Raw genomic sequence first — 22,227 nt, 5'->3', positions numbered from 1 at the left:
GGTCAGAGCAGGACGAAATTCGCGACTCCACTGGAGTCTTGGATGACGAATTCTGACTTACGTCACAGAGCCCATGAAATGGGAATCGAATCAACAGTCCCCGGCAAGGACTTCACGCCGTCACCGGTCCGGCGTGCAGGCCGGCCGGGCGAGCGCGATGGAAATTGGATGCCGTCAGAGAGGTTGCCGACGCGGGCACAGACGACGATCGATGCCTGAACACTCCGAGCAACGCATATACCCCCGTAGAAGCTGCTCGACGAGCAGCGCCTTGCCTGTGGCTTCCCCCCCGGGCGAGCCCCCCCGCCCACGTGGCAGCCACGGCCACGAACCACCTGCAAATCAAAGCGTTTCGACACCGGGTGCGACGCAGCGCACACCGGCGTCGACAGACTGTACGCAGCAAGGATGAGCGAATCAACCCTCTGTCGGATCTTTCTGCGCGTGCGCGAGAACCGGCCACGGGCCGCAAGCCGCCACCGGCATCACCGCGTCCGGGCGTTCCGGGAGGCACCCTGCGAAGAGCTGCGAACCGGCGACCGGATCCGGCCAACTGCCCTGCCGACGAAAGATCTTGATAGTTCCTCAGCATGTGTTACCATCCGGCTTTGCAGGGCGTCGGAATGACGAGAGTTCCACCAGAGCCGGCATTGCCAGGATTCCGCTTCGGTGCAGCGAAGCGGTTTGCGGCACCATTCCCCTTGGGAAGGGTTCGCTGTTTTCGGGCTTCACCTCTGCGGTTGCCCCGTGATGACGTCACCACAGAGTCCCGCTAGCCGGAGTTTTGCATTCCGCCGCGTCCGCAGGGCGTTTTCCTCTGCACTTTCTCCATCCCCTCGGCACCGGGTCGGCCGTGTTCCCGAGCACCGCACCCCGTGTGCCACGCCCGTCTCCCAGCAGTCACCGCCGGGCATCCCGCGACAGTTGTGAGGTTCCCTTGATCACCAAGATCCGTATCTCCCTCTCGGACGCGTCCGAGGAATTCGGCATGGCCTGTCAGCGGCTGATCCCCTGGCAGGGGGCCGCCGAGGGGGGCGAGCCGCCCGTCGGCGCAATGGCCTGCTTCCTGCCCTCCGGATCGAGCTCGGAGCCGGACTGCCACAACCAGGACGAAGTCATGATCGTCCTGTCGGGCACCGGACGCCTGGACCTAGCGCAGGAGACCACCGACTTCCAAGCGGGCGACCTGCTGGTCCTGCCCCGCAACCAGGAGCACGTGGTCCACAATCCCACCGGTTCGCTCCTCTCCTGGGTCTCCGTCTACTGGCCGCTGCACGAGCCCGCGCCGGAGGTCTCCGCGTGACCACTCGCACCTGGATCACCGCCACACCCCCGACCCCCAACGGAGACCTCCACGTCGGCCACCTCGCCGGCCCGTACGTCGCCGCCGACGTGCTGAGCCGCTTCCTGCGCGCCGACGGCGAGGAGGTGCGCCTGACCACCGGGCTCGACGACCACCAGGGCTACGTCGCCGTACGCGGCCTCAGGGACGGCGACCGCAAGCCGGAAGAGATCGCCGACGGCTACGGCGACTCCATCGTCCGGGCGTGGCGCGAGGCCGCCATCGGCTTCGACCACATCACACGGCCGCGCACCGATCCCGGTTACCGGGAGTTCGTCCAGGACTTCTTCCAGAAGCTGTACGACGCCGGCCACATCGTCGCGCGCACCCGCCCGCTGCCCCACTGCGCTCCCTGCGACCGCTGGCTGTACGAGGGCTACCTCGTCGGCGAGTGCCCGCTGTGCGGCTCCGCCACCAACGGCAACGCCTGCGAACCGTGCGGCCGTCCCAACGAGTGCGGTGACGTCCTTAACCCCCGCTGCGTGGTCTGCGGTACCCGGGCGGAGCTGCACGACGTGGAGCGGTTCTACCTCCCGCTGGCACCGTTCGCCGAGCGGCTGGCCGCCTTCTGGGCAGAGGTCGACATGCCCCCGCACCTGCGGGCGCTGTGCGAACGGATGCTCGCGGACGGGCTGCCCGACATCGCCGTCAGCCATCCCGCCGACTGGGGCGTCCCCGTGCCGGTCGCCGGCTTCGAGTCCCAGCGGATCTTCGTGTGGTTCGAGATGGCACCCGGCTACCTGTGGGAGTACGCCCCCTCGGGCGCCGCCCTGCCCGACAGCGGGCCGGTGCAGTTCTTCGGGTTCGACAACGGCTACTTCCACGCCGTGCTGTTCCCAGCGCTCTTCCTCGCGTACGACGCGGGGATCCCGCTGCCACGGGCCTTCGTGGTCAACGAGTTCTACCAGCTCGACGGGCTGAAGTTCTCCACGAGCCGGCGGCATGCGGTCTGGGCTCACGAGGCCCTGGCCGAGACCGGCCCCGACGTGCTCCGCTACCACGTCCTCTCCGACCGCCCCAACGGCCGCCAGACCAGCTTCGGCCTCCCTGCCCTGGCGCGCAGCCGGCAGCACCTGGCCACCCTGTGGGACGGCTGGCTGGACAGGCTGCTGACGGCGGTGGCACAGGACTGCGGCGGCCGCGTCCCCCAGGAGACGCCCTCCGGGCCGGCCTGGGAGCGGTTGCACGGGCGGCTCACCCGGATCGTCGACGAGCTGCGCGAGGCGTACGGCGTGCCCGGCTTCGACCCGCGCCGGGCGATCGCCCTGCTCGACGAGGTGGTGGCCTGCGCCGCCGACTTCGGTCACGTCCACGCGCACGAGCGCGACCGCCCCACCGGCGGGCCCGCCCACCGGGCCGCCCTGCGAGGGCAGCTGGCCGTGGCCGCAGGGCTGTCCGCCTGGGCGGCCCCCGCCCTCCCGACGGCCGCCGGGCGGCTGGCCGCCCTGCTGGGAGTGCCGGCCGACCGCCCGGTGCACGCTTCCGCTCTGGTCCCGCCTCCGGCAGGACGGGAGATCTCCCCCGCAACCGGCCCCCTGTTCAGTGGCTGACGGGGGCCGGGACGTGACACGGATAGCGGTGGTGGGTCCCTTCAGCGGTCCTCGCGCGCCGTGGGGCGAGTTGCTGAAGCGGGCGGCGACGGCGCACGGCCGTCCGGAGATCTCCTGGGACTTCCACGACGACCGGGGCGACGCCGACCACGCGGCGCACGTCGCCGAGGCCGTCGTGGCCGACGGCGGCTACACCGCCGTCATCGGCCACTTCAACAGCATGGGTGCCGGCCGGGCGCTGCCCCACTACAGCCGTGCCGGTCTGCCGCTGCTGCTTCCCCTGGCCACCGCGCCGGGGCTGCTGAACCGCACGGGCGGTGCGGAGGACGGGCGCGGTGCGCGGGAGGCGGGCTCCGGCCGAACGGCCTGGGCCCTGCGGTGGTGTCCGCACGACACGGGGCAGGCCGAGGCGATCGTGCACGCGATCAGCGAGCTCGGCCACGGCCGCCCGGAGGTCGTCGACGACGGCAGTGCCTACGGCCGTCAGATCGCCGACCGCGTCCGGCTGCTGTCCGGCGGCGGGGCGGCGTCCGTGCAGGAGGCCGACGCGGCGGTGGTGTGCGGCACCCACTTCGGAGCCGCGGCCACCGCCCGGCGGCTGCGCACCGAGGGCTTCGGCGGGCGGCTGTTCTTCACCGACGACTGCGCGGTGGAGGACTTCGCGCGCCTACTCGGTCCCGCCGACGCCCGCGACGCCCGCGTCGTACGGATACGGGGCGGGGCGTACGCGCACGTCGAGGCGGCCTTCGACTGCCTGGTCCGCACCCTCGGCACGCACCCCACGGCCCGGGGGGAGCAACTGCTGGCACACCTGCGCCGGCACGCGGGGGTCGCGTTCGACCGGCACGGCGACCCCGTGGACGCCGCCGACGCGGAGGCGTGGGAGGTGACGCCGGTGTTCCGCGCGGCGCGGTCGGCCGTGGCCGACCGCGCCGCGCGGACGACGGACGTGCTCGTGGTCGGTTCCGGTGTGGTGGGTTCCGCCGTCGCCGCGGAACTCACCCGATCCGGCCTGTCGGTGGTGATCGCCTCGCCCGGGCCGGAGGTCCCCTCGGCCACCGCCTGGTCGGGCGGACTGGTCCGGGCGTACGACCCGGACCCGGTGGTCCGCGCGCTCGCCGTCCGCAGCCATCTGCTCCTGTGGGGGGCCTCCCCGGAACGCGCGTCCGCCTGCGGGTTCCACCGCACCGGCTCGCTCGTCCTCCTCGGCCCCGGTGACCTCCCGGAGGCCGAGCGCGGCCTGCGGAACCTGCACGACGCGGGCATCGAGGCGGAACTGCTCACACCGGCGGCGGTCCGCGGACGCTGGCCGGATCTGCGCCTCGGCGAGGAGGTCGCGGGAGCGGTCTGGGAGCCGGGTGGGGGGTATGCGGACCCGTCGGCCACGGCGGCGATGTACCGCACCAGGGCCGTGCGGTACGGGGCCTCCCTGCCGGCCTGCGGCCCGGTGCTCGCGCTCACCCCGCACCGCTGCGGCGTCGAGGCCGTCACGGCGGCGGGTACGGTCACCGCCCGGTGTGCGGTGGTCGCTGCGGGCAGCGGCACGTCGCCCCTGCTGGGAGACCGCCTGCGGCTGGGGCCCAACGCCCCGGCACCGCGCACGAAACGCATCCGGTACGCCTTCTTCGACTGCTCCGACCGGCGGCTTCCGGCGGTCAACGACCTGACGACCGGTGTGTGGGGCCGCCCGCACCTGGACGCCGGAGCGGCCGGAAGCCATCTCATCGGGTGCCCCGTGGAGGAGTGGGACGTGCCCGCGGAAGGAGGCGAATCGCTCACCGACGACGAGATCACCCACATCCGCGAGGGCACCGCCCACCGCTGGCCGTGGGTCACCGGGGCCGCTTTCCTGGGCGGACGGTTCGGAACCGACCTGTACCATCCGGACGGTCCGTTCCTCGGACTCCTCCCGGGCGAACCCCCGGTCGTGGTGGCGGCGTGCTGGTCGGGGGCGGGCTTCAAGACCGCGCCCGGCGCCGCGACCGAGGCCGCGGAGGCGGTCCACTACCTGTTGAAGAACGGCTGAGGAGCAGAGAGGCGAAAGGTGAGCGATCTTCCGACCCATCCGTCCGGGGACCGGCTGCCGGTGACGGACCGGACGCGACTGCGCCGGATGCGGCACAAGGCCCGCACCGCGCGCGCCGACCTGGACCAGGTGCTCGCGGCGGGCTTCGTCTGCCACCTCGGAGTCGTCGTGGACGGCACGCCCATGGTCGTGCCGACCCTGTACGGAGCCACCGCCGACACGCTGTACCTGCACGGGTCGGTGGCCGGGCGCAGCCTCCTCGGCGCGGCGGCGGGGACCGTCTGTGTGACCGTCACCCATGTGGACGGCGTGGTCCTGGCCCGCTCGGTCTTCGAGCACAGCGCCAACTACCGCAGTGCCATGATCTACGGCGTCCCGCGACCGGTCGTCGACGACGAGGAGAAGCTGGCCGGTCTGCGCGTGCTCACCGAGCAGGTGGTCCCCGGCCAGTGGGACTACGCCCGGCGCCCGAACCGCAAGGAGTTGGCGGCCACGGCCCTGCTCGCGCTGAGCCTTGAGGAGGCGTCGGTCAAGGTCCGCACCGGCCCGCCGGACGACGGCGACAGCCCCGACGCCGAACTCGGCCTGTGGGCAGGTGTGTTGCCGCTGAGCACCGTGTGGGGGACACCCGTGCCCGATCCGGTGCTGCCGCCGGACGTCCCGCTCCCCGACCACCTGCGGCGCGGCTGACCCCGACGGCCTCCCCGCGCGGGCTCCCGTGGCGTCCGGGGCGTCACCCGGGCGTCACGGCGCCGGGGCGGGGGCCGGGCCGTCCGGCTCCCCGTCCGCGGGTGCCGCTCCCCCGCCGGGTCCCGCGAACCGTCCGCGCGCCGCCCACAGGGTTCGGACGCGGTCGAGGTGGCGGCGGGTCAGGGCCTCGGCCGCGGGCGCGTCGCCCGCCAGCACCAGGTCCAGCAGTTCGCCGTGCTCCCGGGCGGACTCCACCAGCGCGCGCACCCCGCCGACGCCCCCGAGGCCGTGGAGGCGGGAGCGGCGGCGCAGTTCGGCCGCCGTCTCGACCAGCCGCCGGTTGCCCGACAGGGCGAGCAGGCCGAGGTGGAAGCGGTGGTCCGCGTCGAGGAAGGCGGCCAGGTCGCCGGCCCGGGCGGCGGCCATGGTCTCCCCGGCGAGCGGGCGCAGGGCCTCCAGCTCCTGGGGAGCGGCGGCGCGGGCCACCCTGCCGACGGTGGGGACCTCGATGAGGGCGCGGACCTCGGTGAAGTCGTCCAGGTCGCGCCCGGTGGCCTCGGTGACCCGGAACCCCTTGTTCCGTACCGTCTCCACCAGCCCCTCGCGGGCCAGGTCCAGCATGGCCTCGCGGACCGGGGTCGCCGAGACGCCGTACGCGGCGGCGAGGGCGGGAGCGGAGTAGATCCTCCCCGGCCGCAGCTCTCCCGTCGTCAGCGCGGCGCGCAGGGCCTCGGCGACCTGTTCGCGCACGGGCTGGTGGGGGGAGACGGCTCTTCGGGGGGCGGAGTCGCTCATGGGGGCCTTTCGTGGTCTGCCTCTGCTCCCAGGGTAGTGACGTCCCTCCGGGCCCCTCCGGCCCGCCCGGGTCCGCCCGCCGGACGCGCGGCGGCGCCTCAGCGGCGGGGCTTGCTCTCGTAGCGGGGCCCGAGGCCGGAGCCGTCGTCCTGGACCTCGGTCGCCAGCCGGTGGACGGCCACCAGGTCGTGCAGCAGCACCCGGGTCTCCTCCTGCGGCAGCCCCGCGGCGCGGGAGACGTCCTGGAGGTGGACGGGCTCGCCGGGATGCCGCCCCTCCTCGGCCGCCAGGGCGCGGAAGACCTTCTCGTGCTGCTCGCCGTAGGGCGGGGCGCCGCGTCCGGTGAACGTGCGCCCTGTCTCCTCCGGGGCGCGGGGCCCGGTGCCGCCGTCGGCGCGCTGCCCCTGCTTGCCCTGGTGGCGGGTGTCCAGCTTCTCCTCGTGCGTGATCGAGGACCGGCCCGTGAGGTGGGTCCGCTGCTTGGAGGCACCGGTGGTGGCGCTCCGCTCGCTGGGGGCCCGCCCGACCCGCTCGGCCTCGCGTGCCGCGGCGCGCTTCTGGTCCTCGTCGCCTTCCATCTTCCTGCCCGCCATGGGTCCTCCTTTCCGGTCCGTCCCCGGTCCGCCGCCGGCCCGTCCCGTGGTGCGGGGCCGCCTCTCAGCGGTCCGGCTCGTCCTCCACCGGGGTCCCGGGGGCGTCCCTGAGGTGCTGGGAGAGGCCGGGTTCGCCGCCCCTGCGGGCCTGCGCGGCCCGCTGTGAGGCGCTGCGCCCGAGGTCGGAGTCGGGATCGACCCGGACCGAGCGCGCGACCTCCTCCCGGTTGCCGTACCGGTCCGGCGGGATGCCGCCCAGCGCCTTGAGCGCCTCGTCGGACGCGCCGCCGGCCGTCGCGGCCCGCAGCAGCTCGTCCTTGTCCGCCGGGAAGCCGACGTCCCCCAGGGAGCCGAGGATCTCCTGTGCGTCCGTGTGGGCCATACCGGGCGGGTGCCCGGCACCCGCGGAAGGAAACAGACAACAGGGACATACGGGATTCCCGCGGCGGTCCGCCCGGGTCGGCGCGGTGCGCCGGCCCGGGCGGTCCGCGAGGTCCGCGCCGGTCGCGGATGCCTCAGCAGACCGGTACGCCGGGCAGCTGGGCGGCGGGGTGGTCGATGTAGATGTTGGAGATGAAACCGCCCTGGTCGCGCAGCTTGCTCCACCAGTTGTTGGTGTAGCCCTCGGCGCTGACGGTGTCGCCCTGCTTCTGGCAGACGACCGTCACCGCGGTGGGCCCGGCCAGGGTGGTGACGACCGGCGAGGAGAGGTAGGCGTCGGCGCGGACGCGCACGCCCGAGCCCCAGGTCGTGAACGAACCGCCGCCACCGCCGCACCCGTTGTCGCTGGTCAGGTAGGCCTGGTGGTAGCTGCCCGGGTAGGACAGGGCGGAGCCGTTGATCCTGATGTTCTGGCCCACGCCGTTGTAGAGCTGCTCGTAGTGGATGTGGGCGCCGGAGGAGTTGCCGGTGCTGCCGGTGGTTCCGATCTGCTGCCCCTGGCCGACCCAGGCGCCGTTGGCCACGGAGAACGCGGCCAGGTGGAAGTAGTACGTCTTCCAGCCCCCGCCGTGGTCGACGACGACGTAGTTGCCCGCGCCGCCGGCCTGGTAGTGCCGGGTGGCGGTGCCCGCGGCGGAGGCCAGGACCGGGGTGCCGGCGGTGGTGCCGCCGTCGGCGCGCACGAAGTCCAGTGCGCGGCGGACCTCGGCGGAGTGGTGGCTGTAGGTCCACCTCTGGCCGCAGGGGTAGGGGGCCTTGAAGGTGGGCGCGGCCAGGGTTCCGGCCGTCTCGGCCCGGGCCGGGGCGGCGGTCAGGCCCGCCAGGACGGCGAGCGTGCCCAGCAGCACGGCCAGGAGCCGTCCCACCGCGGGCCGCGGGGCGGCGGAGGGTCTGGGGAGTCCGGAGGGTATCGGGGATGTCGCGGTCACGGGCGTCGTTCCTCCCTGGACGGGTGTGCGGGACGGGTGTCCCCGGTGGGGCGGCGTCCCGGGGCCGGCGGGGTGCCGGGCCCGGGACGCCGCGGGCCGGGGTGGCGCCTAGCAGGTGGGGACGCCGGGCAGCCGGCCCTCGGGGACGTCGATGAAGACGGTGGGGACGTAGCCGCCGTGGTCGGGCAGGTAGGCCCAGGCGTCGTCGGTGCGGCCGCCGTGGGTGGCGGTCCCGCCGCGGACCTGGCACTCCACCCGGACCTGTGTCGGTCCGGCCAGGCTGTCCACCACCGCGGAGGCGGTGGTGGGCTGCTGCCGGACGCGGACGTCGCTGCCCCGGGTGGAGAAGGTGGAGCCGGTCTGGCTGCCGGTCCACAGGTAGGTGACGGTCACCCAGCCGTTGTCGTCCAGGCCGACGTTGTGGAAGGTGCCGTCGGCCAGGTCGATGCCGGCCGGGTTGAGCACCCGGCGACCGAAGCCGTCCAGACCGCCGTTGTGGCCGTTCTGGTAGGCCGCCTGGGCCTGGGGGAGCCCCCGGGGCAGGTCCCGGTAGCTCTCGCGGACGGAGGAGGGATTCCAGTAGTCGTCGCGGGTGTTCCACGGACCGACGTCCCACACCGGCGCGGTCTCGCAGCGGGCCGGGCCGCAGACCCGCACCGAGTAGTCCGAGCTGCCCCGGGGCGACAGCCCGCGCCGCGAGGGCAGGGCGACGAAGTGGTCGTCGGGCCGGATGACGTGGCCGTTGGCGGTGGTGTGGCCGACGAGGCCCTCGCGGGTGGCGAAGACGCGGGCGGTGAAGGCGGCGGCGTCCGCCCCCGCCTCCTCGCCCTGCGCCCGCACGGCGGTGTCGGCGGTCAGCCGCAGGCCGCGCACGGCCAGCTCGCCGGTGGCGTCCCACAGCACCAGCCGCACCTGGACGGTGGTGACGGCACGCGGGAGGACGGCGGCGCCGGCCTCGTCCGGGCCCGCCTCGCGCCACTCGGTCCACCGTCCGCCGTCGGAGCGGCCGCGGACGTCGACGGCGATGCGCGCGCCCTCGGGCACGTGGGCGTCGGGTTCGGCGCGGAAGCGGTCGGCGGGCCGGTCGAGCGGGTGGGGCGCGAGGACCTGGGTGCCGTGCCGGCCGGGCATCCGGGCCGACGCCTCGGCCGGAGCACCGGCCGCCTCCGCGGCCGTCCGCAGGGCGCCGCCGCTGTGGCGGACTCCTGCGTCGTCGGCGTCGACGCGGCTCAGGTCGGCCCGCCAGGTCTGGACGGGGCCGCCCTCCGGTTCGGGCGCTACGCGCGTGGACGGGCGCGCGTCGGCGGACGCGGCGTACGAGAGGGAGGCGGGTGCCAGCGTCAGGCACAGCAGCGCCGCGGCGGGCGCGAACAGTCGGGGGAAACGGTTCTTCGGTGGACGGTGGGGGGTGGTGCGCGCAGCGCGCATCGCGATCCTCCGGTTCGGGCCGGCGCCTCGCCCCCGCACGGATCGCCCGCCCGGGGGTCCGGCGCGCGGCGGACCTGGGAGCCGCCATACCGTTCGGCCGCGGCGGGCCCACGGTAGAGCGAATGACATGTCACGAACAAGAAGGCGGAGCACCCGCCATTGGTGGCGACCAATGGCGAACGCCCCGCCCCCGCGGAACCTGCCCCGCCCTACGCCAGCGTGGCGGCCTTCTGGCGCGCCACCCAGAACTCCTCGAAGGAGAGCAGGCCGTCGCCGTTGCCGTCGTGCTGGTCTATCAGGGTCTGGGCCAGGCCCACCGTGACGTTGTGGTCTCCCAGCTCGCCCATCGCCTGCTGGAACTCCGCGGCCGTGATCAGCCCGTCCCCGTTCAGGTCGAACCGGTCGAAAACCTCGCGCGCGGCTTCGATGTCGGCCATCGACACCTGCTCCTCCCGTTGTGCGGTCGTGACGCGCACACCCTAACCGCCCGTCACGCGCCCCACATCAGTAACGGAGGCCACTTGGCCCCCTCAGGTCACCACGCGCCACACCAGCACCGAGCGGGCGGGCACCGCCACCTCCCCGCCCGCCGGATGGACCGTGCCCGGCTCCCGCTCCTGCTCCTCCAGCGAGGTGTCCGCCACCAGCTCGTACTCCCGCCCCCACGGCGGTCCGGGCAGCCGGAAGTCCCGGGGCTCGTGGCCGGCGTGGAGGACCACCAGGAAGCTGTCGTCGACCACCGGGACGCCGCGGGCGTCGCGCTGCGGGATGTCCCGGCCGGACAGGTACATGCCCAATGTGGCGCCGGGGGCGTACCAGTCGGGCTCGGCCATCTCCCGGCCGTCCCCGGTGAACCAGGCCAGGTCGCGCAGTCCCTCGGGGCCGTGCGCCCGGCCGGAGAAGAAGGCGCGCCGCCGCAGCACCGGATGGTTCCGGCGCAGCGCGATCAGCCGCGAGACCAGGTCGCACAGCGCCCGCCATCCGGGGTCGGCCAGCAGCGACCAGTCCACCCAGCCGGTCTCGTTGTCCTGGCAGTAGGCGTTGTTGTTGCCGCCCTGGGTGCGCCCCATCTCGTCGCCGGCCACCAGCATCGGCACCCCGGTCGACAGCAGCAGCGTGGCGAGCAGGTTGCGCAGCTGCCGCCGCCGCAGGGCACGGATCCCCTCGTCGCCGGTCTCGCCCTCCGCACCGCAGTTCCAGGACCGGTTGTCGTCGGTGCCGTCGCGGTTGTCCTCGCCGTTGGCCTCGTTGTGCTTGCGCTCGTAGCTCACCAGGTCCCGCAGGGTGAAGCCGTCGTGCGCGGTGACGAAGTTGACCGACGCGTACGGCCGCCGCCCTCCCCAGGCGTACAGGTCGCTGGAGCCCGACAGCCGGTACCCCAGGTCGCGCACGTCCGGCAGGGCTCCCCGCCAGAAGTCGCGGACGGTGTTGCGGTAGCGGTCGTTCCATTCCGTCCACAGCGGCGGGAAGGCCCCGACCTGGTAGCCGCCCGCGCCGACGTCCCAGGGCTCGGCGATCAGCTTCACCCGGCGCAGTACCGGGTCCTGCGCGATGACGGCCAGGAACGGCGAGAGCATGTCCACGTCGTGCATGGAGCGGGCCAGCGCGGCGGCCAGGTCGAAGCGGAAGCCGTCCACGCCCATCTCCTGCACCCAGTAGCGCAGCGAGTCGGTGATCAGCCGCAGCACCTGCGGCTGCACCACGTGCAGGGTGTTGCCGCAGCCGGTGTAGTCGGCGTAGCGGCGCGGATCGTCGGCCAGCCGGTAGTAGCCGCGGTTGTCGATGCCGCGCAGGGAGAGCGTCGGACCGAACTCGCTGCCCTCGGCGGTGTGGTTGTAGACCACGTCGAGGATGACCTCGATCCCGGCGGCGTGCAGCGCGCGCACCATCCGCCGGAACTCCCCCACCTGCTGCCCGCGCGTGCCGGAGGCGGAGTACGCGGCGTGCGGCGCGAAGTAGCCGACGGAGTTGTAGCCCCAGTGGTTGCGCAGCCCGCGGCGGAGCAGGTGGTCCTCGTGCGCGAACTGGTGCACCGGCAGCAGCTCCACCGCCGTCACCCCCAGCCGCGTCAGGTGCTCGATCGCGGCCGGGTGCGCGAGCCCGGCGTAGGTGCCGCGCAGTTCGGGCGGGACGCCGGGGTGGCGCATGGTGAAGCCGCGCACGTGCAGCTCGTAGATGACCGAGTCGGGCCAGGGGACCTTGGGGCGTCGGTCGTCGGCCCACTCGTCGCCGGCGCCCGCGGCGAGGGCCGAGTCGACGACGACGCCCTTGGGCACGTACGGCGCCGAGTCGCGCTCGTCGCGGACGGTGTCGGCCAGATGGGGCTGCGGCCAGTCGCGGACGTGGCCGTAGACCTCCGGCGGCAGCGCGTACTCCCCGTCCACCGCGCGGGCGTAGGGGTCCAGCAGCAGCTTGGCGGGGTTCCAGCGGGCGCCCGTCCAGGGGTCCCAGCGTCCGTGGACCCGGTAGCCGTACCGCGTGCCGGGGCGGACGCCGGGGACGAAGCCGTGCCAGATCTCGTGGGTGTGCTCGGTCAGCGCGCAGCGCGTCTCGTTGCCGTCGTCGTCGAAGAGGCAGACCTCGACGGCCTCGGCGCCGGCCGACCAGAGGGCGAAGTTGGTGCCCTCCACCCCGCCGGGGCCGATGTGGTGGCGGGCCCCCAGCGGCTGGGGGCTGCCGGGCCACACGGCCGCCCCCGAACTCCCGGGGCCGGCCGGCGGGCGCGGGGCGTGCTCGCGCGGCGCGCCGGAGGCCGCCGCCCCGCGCGACTGCTGGTCGGGTGCGCTGTACACGTCGGACACGGTCTGCCTCCGGCGGCTCGCGGCTGGAGCGGACGCGGGCCGCCGGAGCCGTCCCGGCCGCCGGCCCGCGTCCGGGTCTGCCGGGGAGTGTTCCCGCTCCGGCCGCCCCCCTCACCCGCGTGATCGCCGCGGCCGCTCCGGCCGGGTGGCTCCGGCGCGGGTCCGCGGCCCCGGAGGGCGCCGGACCGCTCCCCGTTAACGGGGGCTAACCTGCCCCCATGACTGTGACTCTTGAGGTCTCCGAAGGCGTCGGCACCGTCCGGCTGGACCGTCCCCCCATGAACGCACTGGACATCGCCACCCAGGACCGGCTGCGCGAGCTGGCCGAGGAGTGCACGCGGCGCGACGACGTGCGGGCCGTGGTGGTCTACGGCGGCGAGAAGGTGTTCGCGGCGGGCGCGGACATCAAGGAGATGCGCGAGATGGACCACGCGGCGATGGTCGCCCGGTCCCGCGGCCTCCAGGACGCCTTCACCGCCGTGGCCCGCATCCCCAAGCCCGTGGTGGCCGCGGTGACCGGCTACGCGCTCGGCGGCGGCTGCGAGCTGGCGCTGTGCGCCGACATCCGGATCGCCGCCGAGAACGCCAAGCTCGGCCAGCCGGAGATCCTGCTCGGCCTGATCCCGGGCGCGGGCGGCACCCAGCGGCTGGCGCGGCTCGTCGGCCCGGCGAAGGCCAAGGACCTGATCTTCACCGGCCGCCAGGTGCGGGCGGACGAGGCGCTGGCCATCGGCCTGGTGGACAAGGTGGTGCCCGCCGCCGAGGTCTACGAGGAGGCGCACGCCTGGGCGGCGAGGCTGGCCGCCGGCCCGGCCATCGCGCTGCGCGCCGCCAAGGAGTGCGTCGACGCGGGCCTGGAGACGGACATCGACACCGGCCTGGCCATCGAACGCACCTGGTTCGCCGGGCTGTTCGCGACCGAGGACCGGGAGACCGGCATGCGCAGCTTCGTCGAGGAGGGGCCGGGCAAGGCGAGGTTCCGCTGATCCCGGGCCGTCGGCGGCCTCCGGGGCCGGGGGCCGCCGGCGGCGGGAGCGCGGGGAGCGCGGAGCGGCGCCCGGCTCGCTGCGCGGGGCGCTCCGGCGCACCACGGCCGCGCGCGCGGACCCCGACGGGCCGGTCCACCTCCCGGCGGACCGCGGATTGCCGCGGTACCGGCCCCGCGGCCGTCCTTCTGCCGTCATGATGGGGCCATGACGGGAGCGGACACGGCGCGTGCGGCATCGGACCCGGAGGGTGACCCCGCCCCGGCGGTTCCCGGGGCGGGCGGCGATCCGACCGCCGGGGAGATCCGGCTGCCCAACCGGCCCGAGTCGGCGTCCGCCGCGCGCGCGCTCGTCCGCTCGGCCCTGCTGGACCGGTGGGGGCTGCCCGAGGCGCTCGCCGAGGACGTCGTGCTGCTCGTCTCCGAACTGGTCGGCAACGCCGTGCGGCACACCGGGGCCCAGACCCTGGGGCTGCGGGTGCGGCGGCCGGCCGGCCGGATCCGCGTGGAGGTGCGCGACCCCTCCCGCGAGCTGCCGTGCCTGCTGCCCGTCCACGGGCTCGACGTCAGCGGCCGGGGGCTGTTCCTGGTGGACCACCTCTCCGACCGCTGGGGCGCGGACCTGCTGCCGCACGGCAAGACCACCTGGTTCGAGGTGCGGGCCGAGGAGCGCTGACCCGCGGCCCCGGCGGCCGCCCCCGCACCCGGCGCCGCGGGCCGGTCAGCGGCCGGCCGCCGACCGCTGGGCGCCCGCCCGGCGCCGCCGGTCGTTGCACAGCAGGCACCGCCCCCAGCCCGGCGGCAGCGGGTCCTCCTTGTCCCCGTAGAGCGGGTCGACCGCTCCCCTCGGATGCTCCCGGCAGCCCGTGCCCCCGCGGTCCTCGCCCAGCGCGCGGGCCGCGTCCAGCGCCCGGCGCAGCGCGTCCACCAGCCCGGCGACCTGCTCCGCCGACGGCTCCCCGTCCAGGGCGAAGGCGATGTCGGACGCGGTGTGCAGCGCGGTCTGCAGCTCTCGTACCTCTGCCTGACTCATACCGCGCAGCGTAGGCGCCGCCACCGACAGGCGCCGCGGCACGTCCCAGGGCCGCGGCCGGCGCTTTTCCGTGGACGCGGCGCAGTGGTCCAGTCCACACTTCCGACTCGTGACAGTGTCCCCCTCCTCCGCCTCCTCCCGCGGCGCCGGCCGCCCCCGGCCCGCCCCCGCGCCCGAGTCCGGTCCCCCGCACCGGCTGTGGTCCCGCGGCTTCCTGCTGTTCTTCACCGCCCGGGCCGTCGCCGTGCTGGGGGACGCGATGCTGCCCGTCGCGCTCTCCGCCGGCCTCCTGCGGCACGGCATGGGGGCGGGCGACATCGGTCTGGCCATGGCCTCGTTCACGGTCTGCCTCGCGGGCTTCGTCGTCTTCGGCGGGGTGCTGTCGGACCGCTTCGACGCCCGGCGGCTGATGGTCGGCTCCGACCTGGTGCGGATGTGCACCCAGGCGCTGGTCGCCGTGCTCTTCCTCACCGGGCACGTGGTGCTCTGGCAGCTCTGCGCGATCGGCGCGGTCAACGGGGTGGCGGCCGGGCTGTTCCAGCCGGGGGTGGCCAGCACCGTCCCGAAGGTGGCGCGGGACGTGCAGGGGGCCAACGGGATGATCCGCACCGCCGAGTCGCTGGCGATGCTCGCCGGACCCGCGCTCGCCGGCGTGCTGGTCGCGGTGGCCTCGCCGGGCGGGGTGTTCCTCGCCCACGCGGGGACGTACGCCCTGAGCGCGCTGTGCCTGGTGCTGCTGCGGCTCCCCCGGACCCCCCAGGGCCCGCCGCCGGCCGCGGCCGGCGGATGGGCGGCCGCCTACCGGGCCGACCTGGCCGAGGGCTGGCGGGAGTTCCGGTCCCGCACCTGGATGTGGGGCGTGATCGTGCTGTGGATGGTGCTGATGATCACGGTCACCGGCCCCCTGGTGCCGCTCACCGCCACGGAGATCATCTCCGGGCACGACGCGCGGACCTACGGCCTGGTCAGCTCCGCGCTGGGCGCGGGCACCGCGGTCGGCGGACTGCTCGCCCTGCGCATCCGCCCCCTCCACCCGCTGCGCGCCGGGGCCCTGGCGCTGCTCGGCTACGGCCTCTACCCCGCCTCGGTGGGCGCCCAGCTCACGCCGGCGGCCATCGCGGTGTGCACCGCCGCCTCGGGGGCGGCGATCGGCTTCTGGGGGGTGATGTGGGCGACCAGCGTGCAGACCCAGGTCCCCGGGCCCGTCCGGGGCCGGGTGCACGCCTACGAGGTGGCCGGCTCCCTGGCGATGATGCCGGTCGGCCAGGCGCTGGCGGGCCCGGCCGCCGAACTCCTCGGCGCCCGCACCGTCCTGGTGGCCGGCGGCGCGGCGGCGCTGGCGGTCAGCCTCTCGCTGCTGTCGGTGCCGGCGATCCGGAACCTGCGCCGGGCGGGCTCCCGGGACCCGTCCGGGAGCCGCTCCGCCTCCGGTCCCGCGGCGGAAAACCGGGTGTGACCCGTCAGCGGTGAACCGTAGTCTCACTCCTGATGTCTGCCACCGCCGCCGGCCCCCCGCTCCCCGACCGGTCCCCCCCGAGGCAGCCGGATCCACCGGCCGCACCCGCCCCCCGCCACTCCCCCGTCCGCTCGCTGCTGCGGCTGTGGCCCTACGTGCGGCCGGTGCGGGTGCGGCTGTTCACCGCGGCGCTCGTCGCGGTGGTCGCCTCCTGCCTGGGGCTGGTCATCCCCCTGATCCTGAAGTGGATCGTGGACGGGCCGATCGCCGACGGAGACACCGGCGGGGTGTGGCTGGGCGGCGGGCTGCTGCTGGCCGTCGGCGTGCTGGAGGCCGCCCTGTTCGGACTGCGGCGGTGGCTGGTGGCCCGTCCGCTGGCCGGGGTGGAGGCGGCGATGCGCGCCGCCCTGTTCGCGCACCTGACGCGGCTGCCGGTCGCCTTCCACGACCGCTGGGCCGGCGGTCAGCTGCTGTCGCGTGCCACGGCCGACCTCAACCTGCTGCGCATGTTCCTCGTCTTCCCCCTCACCTTCCTCCTGGTCAACGGCACGACCGTCGCGGTCGGCTTCGCCGTCCTGTTCTCCCAGGAGTGGACGCTGGGCCTGGTGCTGCTGGTCCCGGTGGCGCCGCTGGTGCTGCTCTGCTCGGTCTTCGAGGCGCGGTACTCGCTGGCCGCGCGCCGGGCGCAGGACCAGACCGGCGACCTGACCACGGTCGTCGAGGAGGCCGTGCTGGGGATCCGGATCGTCAAGGGGTTCGGCCGCCACCGCAGCCAGGCCCGCGCCTTCCGCGAGCTGGCCGGGCGGCTGCTGGAGACCGAGCTGCACAAGGCCCGGCTGCTGGCGGGCATCTGGGCCGTGGTGACGGCCCTGCCGGAACTGGCCATCGGCGCCGCGCTGGTGCTGGGGACGGTCCAGGTGGCCGACGGGGAGCTCTCGGCCGGCACCCTGGTCGCCTTCCTCACCACGGCCCTGGCCCTGCGCTGGCCGGTGGAGTCCTTCGGCTTCCTGCTCGCGATGAGCAACGAGGCGGCGACGGCGGCCGACCGCTACTTCGAGGTGATGGACGAGCCGGTTCCGCCGGATGCCCCCGCGGGCGGCTCCCCCGCCGCGGACGCGCCGCGCCCCGCCCCCGTCCGCCGGGCCCGGGGCGCGGCCGCGGGCGCGGGCGACGGGTTGCGCCTGGAGCGGGTCGTCTTCCGCTTCCCCGACGCACCGCCCCACGCCCCGCCCGTCCTGGACGGCGTCGACCTGCACATCCGCTCCGGCGAGACGATGGCGCTGGTCGGGGCCACCGGCAGCGGCAAGACCACGCTCACCTCGCTGATCCCCCGGCTCCACGAGGTGACCTCCGGCCGGATCACCCTCGACGGGCGCGACACCGCCGCGATGCCGCGGGCGGAGCTGCGCTCGCTGGTCGCCGTCGCCTTCGAGGAACCCACGCTCTTCTCCGCCACGGTGCGGGAGAACGTGCTGATGGGCGCGGAGGGGGCCGGGGAGGAGGAGCTGGCGCGCGCCCTGCGGGTGGCCCAGGCGCGGGAGTTCGTGGACGCGCTGCCCCAGGGGGCCGGGACCCAGGTCGGCGAGCAGGGGCTGAGCCTGTCCGGCGGCCAGCGCCAGCGCCTGGCCCTGGCCCGTGCCGTGGTCGGGCGCCCCCGCTTCCTCGTCCTGGACGACCCGCTCTCCGCGCTCGACGTCCGCACCGAGGCCCTGGTGGAGGCGGCCCTGCGCGAGGTGCTGGCCGGCACCACCGCCCTGGTGGTCGCGCACCGGCCCTCCACCGTGCTGCTGGCCGACCGGGTGGCGCTGCTGTCCGGCGGCCGGATCGCCGCCGTGGGCACCCACCACGAGCTGCTGCGCTCCAGCGCCGAGTACCGCCGCCTGATCTCCGGCGACCAGTCCGAGGAGGAACGATGACCGCCACCGTCACCGAGCCGCCCCCGGGGGACGGGGAGACCGGGGGGCGCCGCCCGGGGGAGCCGGCCGCGTCCGGCGGGGGCGGCGGGGCGGGAACGGCCGCCGGGCCGGCCGACCCCTTCGACCGCGACGTGCTGCCCGTTCCCGAGGGCGCCTCGCGCCGGCTGCTCGGCTCGCTGCTGCGCCCCCACCGGGGGCGGGTGGCGGTCGCGGCCGTCCTGCTGCTGGCCCAGCAGGCCGCCGTGCAGGCCGGTCCGCTGCTGGTGGCCTACGCCATCGACCGCGCCGTGCCCGCCCTGCGCGGCGGGGACGACGGTCCGCTGCTCGCCGTCGCGGTGGGGTACGCCCTGTGCGCGCTGGCCGGCGGCGCCCTCCAGTTCTCCTTCGTCCGGGCCGCCGCCCGGATCAGCCAGAGCGTCCTGCTGGAGCTGCGCGGCCGGATCCACCGCCACGCGCAGGCCCTCAGCGTGGACTTCCACGACCGCTACACCTCCGGCCGGCTGATCTCCCGCGCCACCACGGACGTCGAGGCGCTGCGCGAGCTGCTGGAAGAGGGCCTCCAGGAGCTGCTGGGCGTGGTGCTGTCGGTGGTCTACATCTGCGCGCTGCTGCTCTGGCTGGACCCGGGTCTGGGCGGCGCGGCCGTGCTCTCCTTCGTCCCGCTGTACCTGATCGTGCGGAGCTTCCGGCGCCGCTCGCTGCGGGTCCACCGCAGGAAGTCCACCGCCACCGCGGCGGTGATCGTGAAGTTCGCCGAGACGATGAACGGCATCCGGCCGGTGCAGGCGTTCCGCCGCGAGGAGGCCGGCGAGCGGGAGTTCGCCCGCCTCAACGAGCGGCACCTGCGGTTCAACGGCGACGCCATCTTGGAGATGGCCCGCTACGTGGTCTCCTCCCGCCTGGTGGCCAACGCCGCCGTCGCCGCGATCGTGCTGTGGGGCGCCCACCGGGTGGCGGCCGGCTCCCTGGAGCTGGGCGTGCTGGCCGCCGCGGCGCTGTACGTGCGGCGTCTGTACGACCCGATCGACCGGCTGGGGATGTTCCTCAACTCCTACCAGTCCGCGGCCGCGTCCCTGGAGAAGATCGCCGGGCTGCTCGCCCAGGCCCCCGGCATGCCGGAGCCCGAGCACCCCCGGCGGCTGCCGGAGCGGGCCGGGGGGATGCCGGGCCGCTCGGTGGTCTTCGAGGGGGTGGGCTTCGCCTACCGCACCGGCGGCGAGGTGCTGCCCCGCTTCGACCTGGAGATCCCGGCCGGCCAGACGGTCGCGGTGGTGGGTTCGACGGGCGCGGGCAAGTCCACGCTCGCCAAGCTGCTCGCCCGGTTCTACGACCCCACCGCCGGGCGGGTGCTGCTGGACGGCGTCGACCTGCGGGAGCTGGCGGCGCCCGAACTGCGCCGCGGGGTGGTGATGGTGACCCAGGAGGCCTTCCTGTTCTCCGGCACGATCGCCGAGAACATCGCCATCGGGCGTCCGGAGGCACCGCGGGAGGAGATCGAGCGCGCGGCGCGGGCGATCGGCGCCCACGACTTCATCACCGCCCTCCCCGAGGGGTACGACACCGACGTGCGCAAGCGCGGCGGGCGGATCTCCGCCGGGCAGCGCCAGCTGGTCTCCTTCGCCCGCGCGCTGCTCGCCGACCCCGCCGTGCTGATCCTGGACGAGGCGACCAGCTCGCTGGACGTGCCCGGTGAGCGTGCGGTCCAGCGGGCGATGGAGACGGTGCTGCGGGGCCGCACCGCGGTGGTGGTCGCGCACCGGCTGTCGACCGTGGAGATCGCCGACCGGGTGCTGGTCATGAACGCCGGACGCATCGTCGAGGACGGTTCGCCCGCCGAGCTGACGGCGGGCACCGGCCGCTTCGCCGACCTGCACCGCACCTGGCGCGACAGCCTGGTGTGAGCGGGCCGTCCGCCGGGGGGCCGCACGGCGGACGGGCTCCGGTCCGCTCCCCCGCGCGGCCTCCGGCACGCCCCGCGCCGCCCGCGCATGCCGCCCGTTTCCCCGGTGTCCGCTCACCGGACATCGCTTTTCCGACAGCGGACACAATCCGGCCATTATCTTGACCTGCCCCTGACAGACTCCCCGTTTCGGTGCCACTCTCTCCACGCCCGGCACGACCTCCCCCGCCCTCGGCCCCCGCCCCGGGCGCCCCCTTCTGCACCGCTCTCCAGTGAGGAGTCCAGCGTGATCCGCAGAACCACCCCCCTCGGACGCACCGCCGCCGTCGGCGCCCTCGCCGCCGCCTCGGCGCTCCTGGCCGTCGGCCTCCCGGCGCAGACCTCCGCGGCCGCTCCCCAGGCCAAGCCCGACCCCGGCGCGCTCTCGGTCGGCCTCACCCCCTCCCAGCGCGCCGGGCTGCTGAGGGACGCCGAGGCCGGCAGCGCCGCCACCGCCAGGGCACTGGGGCTGGGCGCCAAGGAGAAGCTGAAGGTCCGCGACGTCGTCAAGAACGCCGACGGCACCGTGCACACCCGCTACGAGCGCACCTACGACGGCCTGCCCGTCCTCGGCGGCGACCTGGTGGTCGAGGAGTCGCCGGGCGGCGGGATCCGGGAGGTCACCAAGGCCACCCAGCGGAGGATCACCGTCCCCACCACGCAGGCACCGGCCTCGAAGGCGCCCCGGAAAGCCCCCGCCGAGGGCAGCACCGCGCCCCGCAAGGTGGTCTGGGCCGCCGCCGGCGAGCCCACCCTCGCCTGGGAGCGGGTCGTCGCCGGCGTCCGGGAGGACGGCACCCCCAGCGAGCTGCACGTCGTCACCGACGCCGCCACCGGCGAGAAGCTCGCCGAGTGGGAGGGCGTGCACACCGGCACCGGCGAGAGCATGTACGCCGGACGCGTCACCCTGGGCACCGGCTCCTTCGGCGGCCAGTACACGATGACCGACGCCGGCCGGGGCAACCACCGCACCCACGACCTGGACGGCCGCACCTCCGGCACCGGCACCCTCTTCACCGACGCCGACGACCTCTGGGGCGACGGCACCCCGGGCAACGACCAGACCGCGGGCGTGGACGCCCACTACGGCGCGGCCCTGACCTGGGACTACTACAAGAACGTGCACGGCCGCAACGGCATCCGGGGCGACGGCGTCGCCCCCCACAGCCGGGTCCACTACGGCAACGCCTACGTCAACGCCTTCTGGACCGACTCCTGCTTCTGCATGACCTACGGCGACGGCGCGGGCAACGCCAGGCCCCTCACCTCGATCGACGTCGCCGCCCACGAGATGACCCACGGTCTGACCTCCCACACCGCCGGCCTGCGCTACAGCGGCGAGTCCGGCGGCCTGAACGAGGCCACCTCCGACATCTTCGCCGCCGCCGTGGAGTTCAGGGCGGGCAACAGCGCGGACCCGGGCGACTACCTCGTCGGTGAGAAGATCGACATCCGCGGCAACGGCACCCCGCTGCGCTACATGGACAAGCCCAGCCGCGACGGCAGCTCCAAGGACTACTGGTACTCCGGCATCGGCGGTGTGGACGTCCACCACTCCTCGGGTCCGGCCAACCACTTCTTCTACCTGCTCAGCGAGGGCAGCGGCGCCAAGACGGTCAACGGCGTCGACTACGACTCGCCGACCTACGACGGCAGGCCCGTCACCGGCATCGGGATCACCGCCGCCGAGAGGATCTGGTTCAAGGCGCTCACCGAGAAGATGACGTCGACCACCGGCTACGCGGGCGCCCGCACCGCCACCCTCGCGGCCGCGGCCGACCTGTTCGGCGGCGACAGCGCCCAGTACAAGGCGGTCGCCCACGCCTGGGCCGCGGTCAACGTCGGCTCCCGGCCCGACGACGGCGCCCCGGGCGGCCCCGGCGAGGGCGTCCACGAGAACACCGACGACCACCGGATCCCGGACCCCGGCACGGTGGAGTCCGCCATCACCGTGGACCGCTCCGGCAACGCGCCCCGCGACCTGGCGGTGGACGTGGAGGTCGTCCACACCTACCGCGGCGACCTGCGCATCGACCTGGTGGCTCCGGACGGCAGCGCCTACCGGCTGAAGGACTCCGACTGGGACTCGGGCGACGACGTGCGCGAGAGCTACACCGTCGACGCCTCCTCCGAGCCGGCGCGCGGCACCTGGAAGCTCCGCGTCCAGGACGTCCACCGCTACGACTCCGGCCACATCGACAGCTGGAGGCTGACGTTCTGACACCGGGCCGCCGGCTCCGCTCCACCGCCCCCGTGCCCTCCGGTGCCGCACGGCGCCGGAGGGCACGGCCGTGGAGGGGCGG

Annotated in this window: 18 protein-coding genes; 10 read left to right on the top strand and 8 right to left on the bottom strand. The window is 74.9% G+C overall.

Annotated features, from left to right (window positions below; all coding sequences use genetic code 11):
- Window positions 1–937 precede the first annotated feature (937 nt).
- The 4 genes from ACFSJS_RS11135 (at window position 938) to ACFSJS_RS11120 (ending at window position 5,608) form a co-directional block, all read left to right on the top strand.
- The gene (locus ACFSJS_RS11135; RefSeq protein ID WP_380899186.1) at window positions 938–1,303 is read left to right on the top strand and encodes a cupin domain-containing protein; all 366 of its coding nucleotides are present in this window, start codon (window positions 938–940) and stop codon (window positions 1,301–1,303) included.
- Window positions 1,300–2,892 carry a methionine--tRNA ligase gene (locus tag ACFSJS_RS11130; RefSeq protein WP_380899185.1) on the top strand — a complete coding sequence of 531 codons (1,593 nt, stop codon included), beginning with the start codon at window positions 1,300–1,302 and terminating at the stop codon, window positions 2,890–2,892. The genes ACFSJS_RS11135 and ACFSJS_RS11130 overlap by 4 nt, the downstream gene beginning before the upstream one ends.
- A gap of 13 nt (window positions 2,893–2,905) precedes the next feature.
- Window positions 2,906–4,918 carry an FAD-dependent oxidoreductase gene (locus ACFSJS_RS11125; protein WP_380899184.1) on the top strand — a complete coding sequence of 671 codons (2,013 nt, stop codon included), beginning with the start codon at window positions 2,906–2,908 and terminating at the stop codon, window positions 4,916–4,918.
- 87 nt (window positions 4,919–5,005) lie between these two features.
- On the top strand, window positions 5,006–5,608 hold the full coding sequence (locus ACFSJS_RS11120) for a pyridoxamine 5'-phosphate oxidase family protein (protein ID WP_380899263.1): 603 nt from the start codon (window positions 5,006–5,008) through the stop codon (window positions 5,606–5,608).
- Window positions 5,609–5,662: 54 nt separating this feature from the next.
- Here the strand turns inward: ACFSJS_RS11120 and ACFSJS_RS11115 are convergent, their stop codons facing one another.
- The 7 genes from ACFSJS_RS11115 to glgX all read right to left on the bottom strand — a co-directional run bounded on the left by ACFSJS_RS11115 (window position 5,663) and on the right by glgX (window position 12,586).
- Window positions 5,663–6,403, bottom strand: a complete 741-nt coding sequence (locus ACFSJS_RS11115) for a GntR family transcriptional regulator (protein ID WP_380899183.1) — start codon at window positions 6,401–6,403, stop codon at window positions 5,663–5,665.
- 98 nt (window positions 6,404–6,501) lie between these two features.
- The gene (locus ACFSJS_RS11110) at window positions 6,502–6,996 is read right to left on the bottom strand and encodes a hypothetical protein (RefSeq protein WP_380899182.1); all 495 of its coding nucleotides are present in this window, start codon (window positions 6,994–6,996) and stop codon (window positions 6,502–6,504) included.
- A gap of 64 nt (window positions 6,997–7,060) precedes the next feature.
- Complete coding sequence (locus ACFSJS_RS11105; RefSeq protein WP_380899181.1) at window positions 7,061–7,378, bottom strand: DUF2795 domain-containing protein; 318 nt, start codon at window positions 7,376–7,378, stop codon at window positions 7,061–7,063.
- Between the two features lie 133 nt (window positions 7,379–7,511).
- The gene (locus ACFSJS_RS11100) at window positions 7,512–8,303 is read right to left on the bottom strand and encodes a M23 family metallopeptidase (protein WP_380899262.1); all 792 of its coding nucleotides are present in this window, start codon (window positions 8,301–8,303) and stop codon (window positions 7,512–7,514) included.
- A gap of 171 nt (window positions 8,304–8,474) precedes the next feature.
- Window positions 8,475–9,794, bottom strand: a complete 1,320-nt coding sequence (locus ACFSJS_RS11095) for a hypothetical protein (RefSeq protein ID WP_380899180.1) — start codon at window positions 9,792–9,794, stop codon at window positions 8,475–8,477.
- A 209-nt stretch (window positions 9,795–10,003) separates the two neighbouring features.
- Window positions 10,004–10,231 carry an EF-hand domain-containing protein gene (locus ACFSJS_RS11090; protein ID WP_380899179.1) on the bottom strand — a complete coding sequence of 76 codons (228 nt, stop codon included), beginning with the start codon at window positions 10,229–10,231 and terminating at the stop codon, window positions 10,004–10,006.
- A 93-nt stretch (window positions 10,232–10,324) separates the two neighbouring features.
- On the bottom strand, window positions 10,325–12,586 hold the full coding sequence (glgX, locus tag ACFSJS_RS11085) for a glycogen debranching protein GlgX (protein WP_380899178.1): 2,262 nt from the start codon (window positions 12,584–12,586) through the stop codon (window positions 10,325–10,327).
- 227 nt (window positions 12,587–12,813) lie between these two features.
- On the opposite strand from glgX, the gene ACFSJS_RS11080 reads away from it, so the two are divergent.
- Together ACFSJS_RS11080 and ACFSJS_RS11075 are read left to right on the top strand one after the other, a co-directional pair.
- Window positions 12,814–13,581, top strand: a complete 768-nt coding sequence (locus tag ACFSJS_RS11080) for an enoyl-CoA hydratase/isomerase family protein (RefSeq protein ID WP_380899177.1) — start codon at window positions 12,814–12,816, stop codon at window positions 13,579–13,581.
- A gap of 207 nt (window positions 13,582–13,788) precedes the next feature.
- A complete protein-coding gene (locus ACFSJS_RS11075) occupies window positions 13,789–14,256 on the top strand; it encodes an ATP-binding protein (protein WP_380899176.1) in 468 nt (155 codons plus the stop codon).
- Window positions 14,257–14,301: 45 nt separating this feature from the next.
- On the opposite strand, the gene ACFSJS_RS11070 is transcribed toward ACFSJS_RS11075, so the two are convergent.
- Window positions 14,302–14,613: a hypothetical protein gene (locus ACFSJS_RS11070; RefSeq protein ID WP_380899175.1), complete on the bottom strand. Its 312-nt coding sequence runs from the start codon at window positions 14,611–14,613 to the stop codon at window positions 14,302–14,304.
- Between the two features lie 115 nt (window positions 14,614–14,728).
- Between ACFSJS_RS11070 and ACFSJS_RS11065 the strand changes: the two genes are divergently transcribed.
- From ACFSJS_RS11065 to ACFSJS_RS11050, 4 genes are all read left to right on the top strand, one after another.
- Window positions 14,729–16,069 (top strand): MFS transporter, encoded by a 1,341-nt coding sequence (locus tag ACFSJS_RS11065; RefSeq protein WP_380899261.1) that lies wholly within the window; start codon window positions 14,729–14,731, stop codon window positions 16,067–16,069.
- Window positions 16,070–16,101: 32 nt separating this feature from the next.
- The gene (locus ACFSJS_RS11060; protein ID WP_380899174.1) at window positions 16,102–17,985 is read left to right on the top strand and encodes an ABC transporter ATP-binding protein; all 1,884 of its coding nucleotides are present in this window, start codon (window positions 16,102–16,104) and stop codon (window positions 17,983–17,985) included.
- Window positions 17,982–19,886 (top strand): ABC transporter ATP-binding protein, encoded by a 1,905-nt coding sequence (locus ACFSJS_RS11055; protein WP_380899173.1) that lies wholly within the window; start codon window positions 17,982–17,984, stop codon window positions 19,884–19,886. Before ACFSJS_RS11060 ends, ACFSJS_RS11055 begins: the two co-directional genes overlap by 4 nt.
- A 285-nt stretch (window positions 19,887–20,171) precedes the next feature.
- Window positions 20,172–22,145, top strand: coding sequence for a M4 family metallopeptidase (locus tag ACFSJS_RS11050; RefSeq protein ID WP_380899172.1), 1,974 nt, complete (start codon window positions 20,172–20,174; stop codon window positions 22,143–22,145).
- Window positions 22,146–22,227 lie beyond the last annotated feature (82 nt).

It is taken from the genome of Streptomyces desertarenae (assembly GCF_042681365.1).
GTDB classification, from domain to species: Bacteria; Actinomycetota; Actinomycetes; order Streptomycetales; family Streptomycetaceae; genus Streptomyces; species Streptomyces desertarenae.
This window is presented reverse-complemented; position numbering and strand designations above follow the sequence as displayed.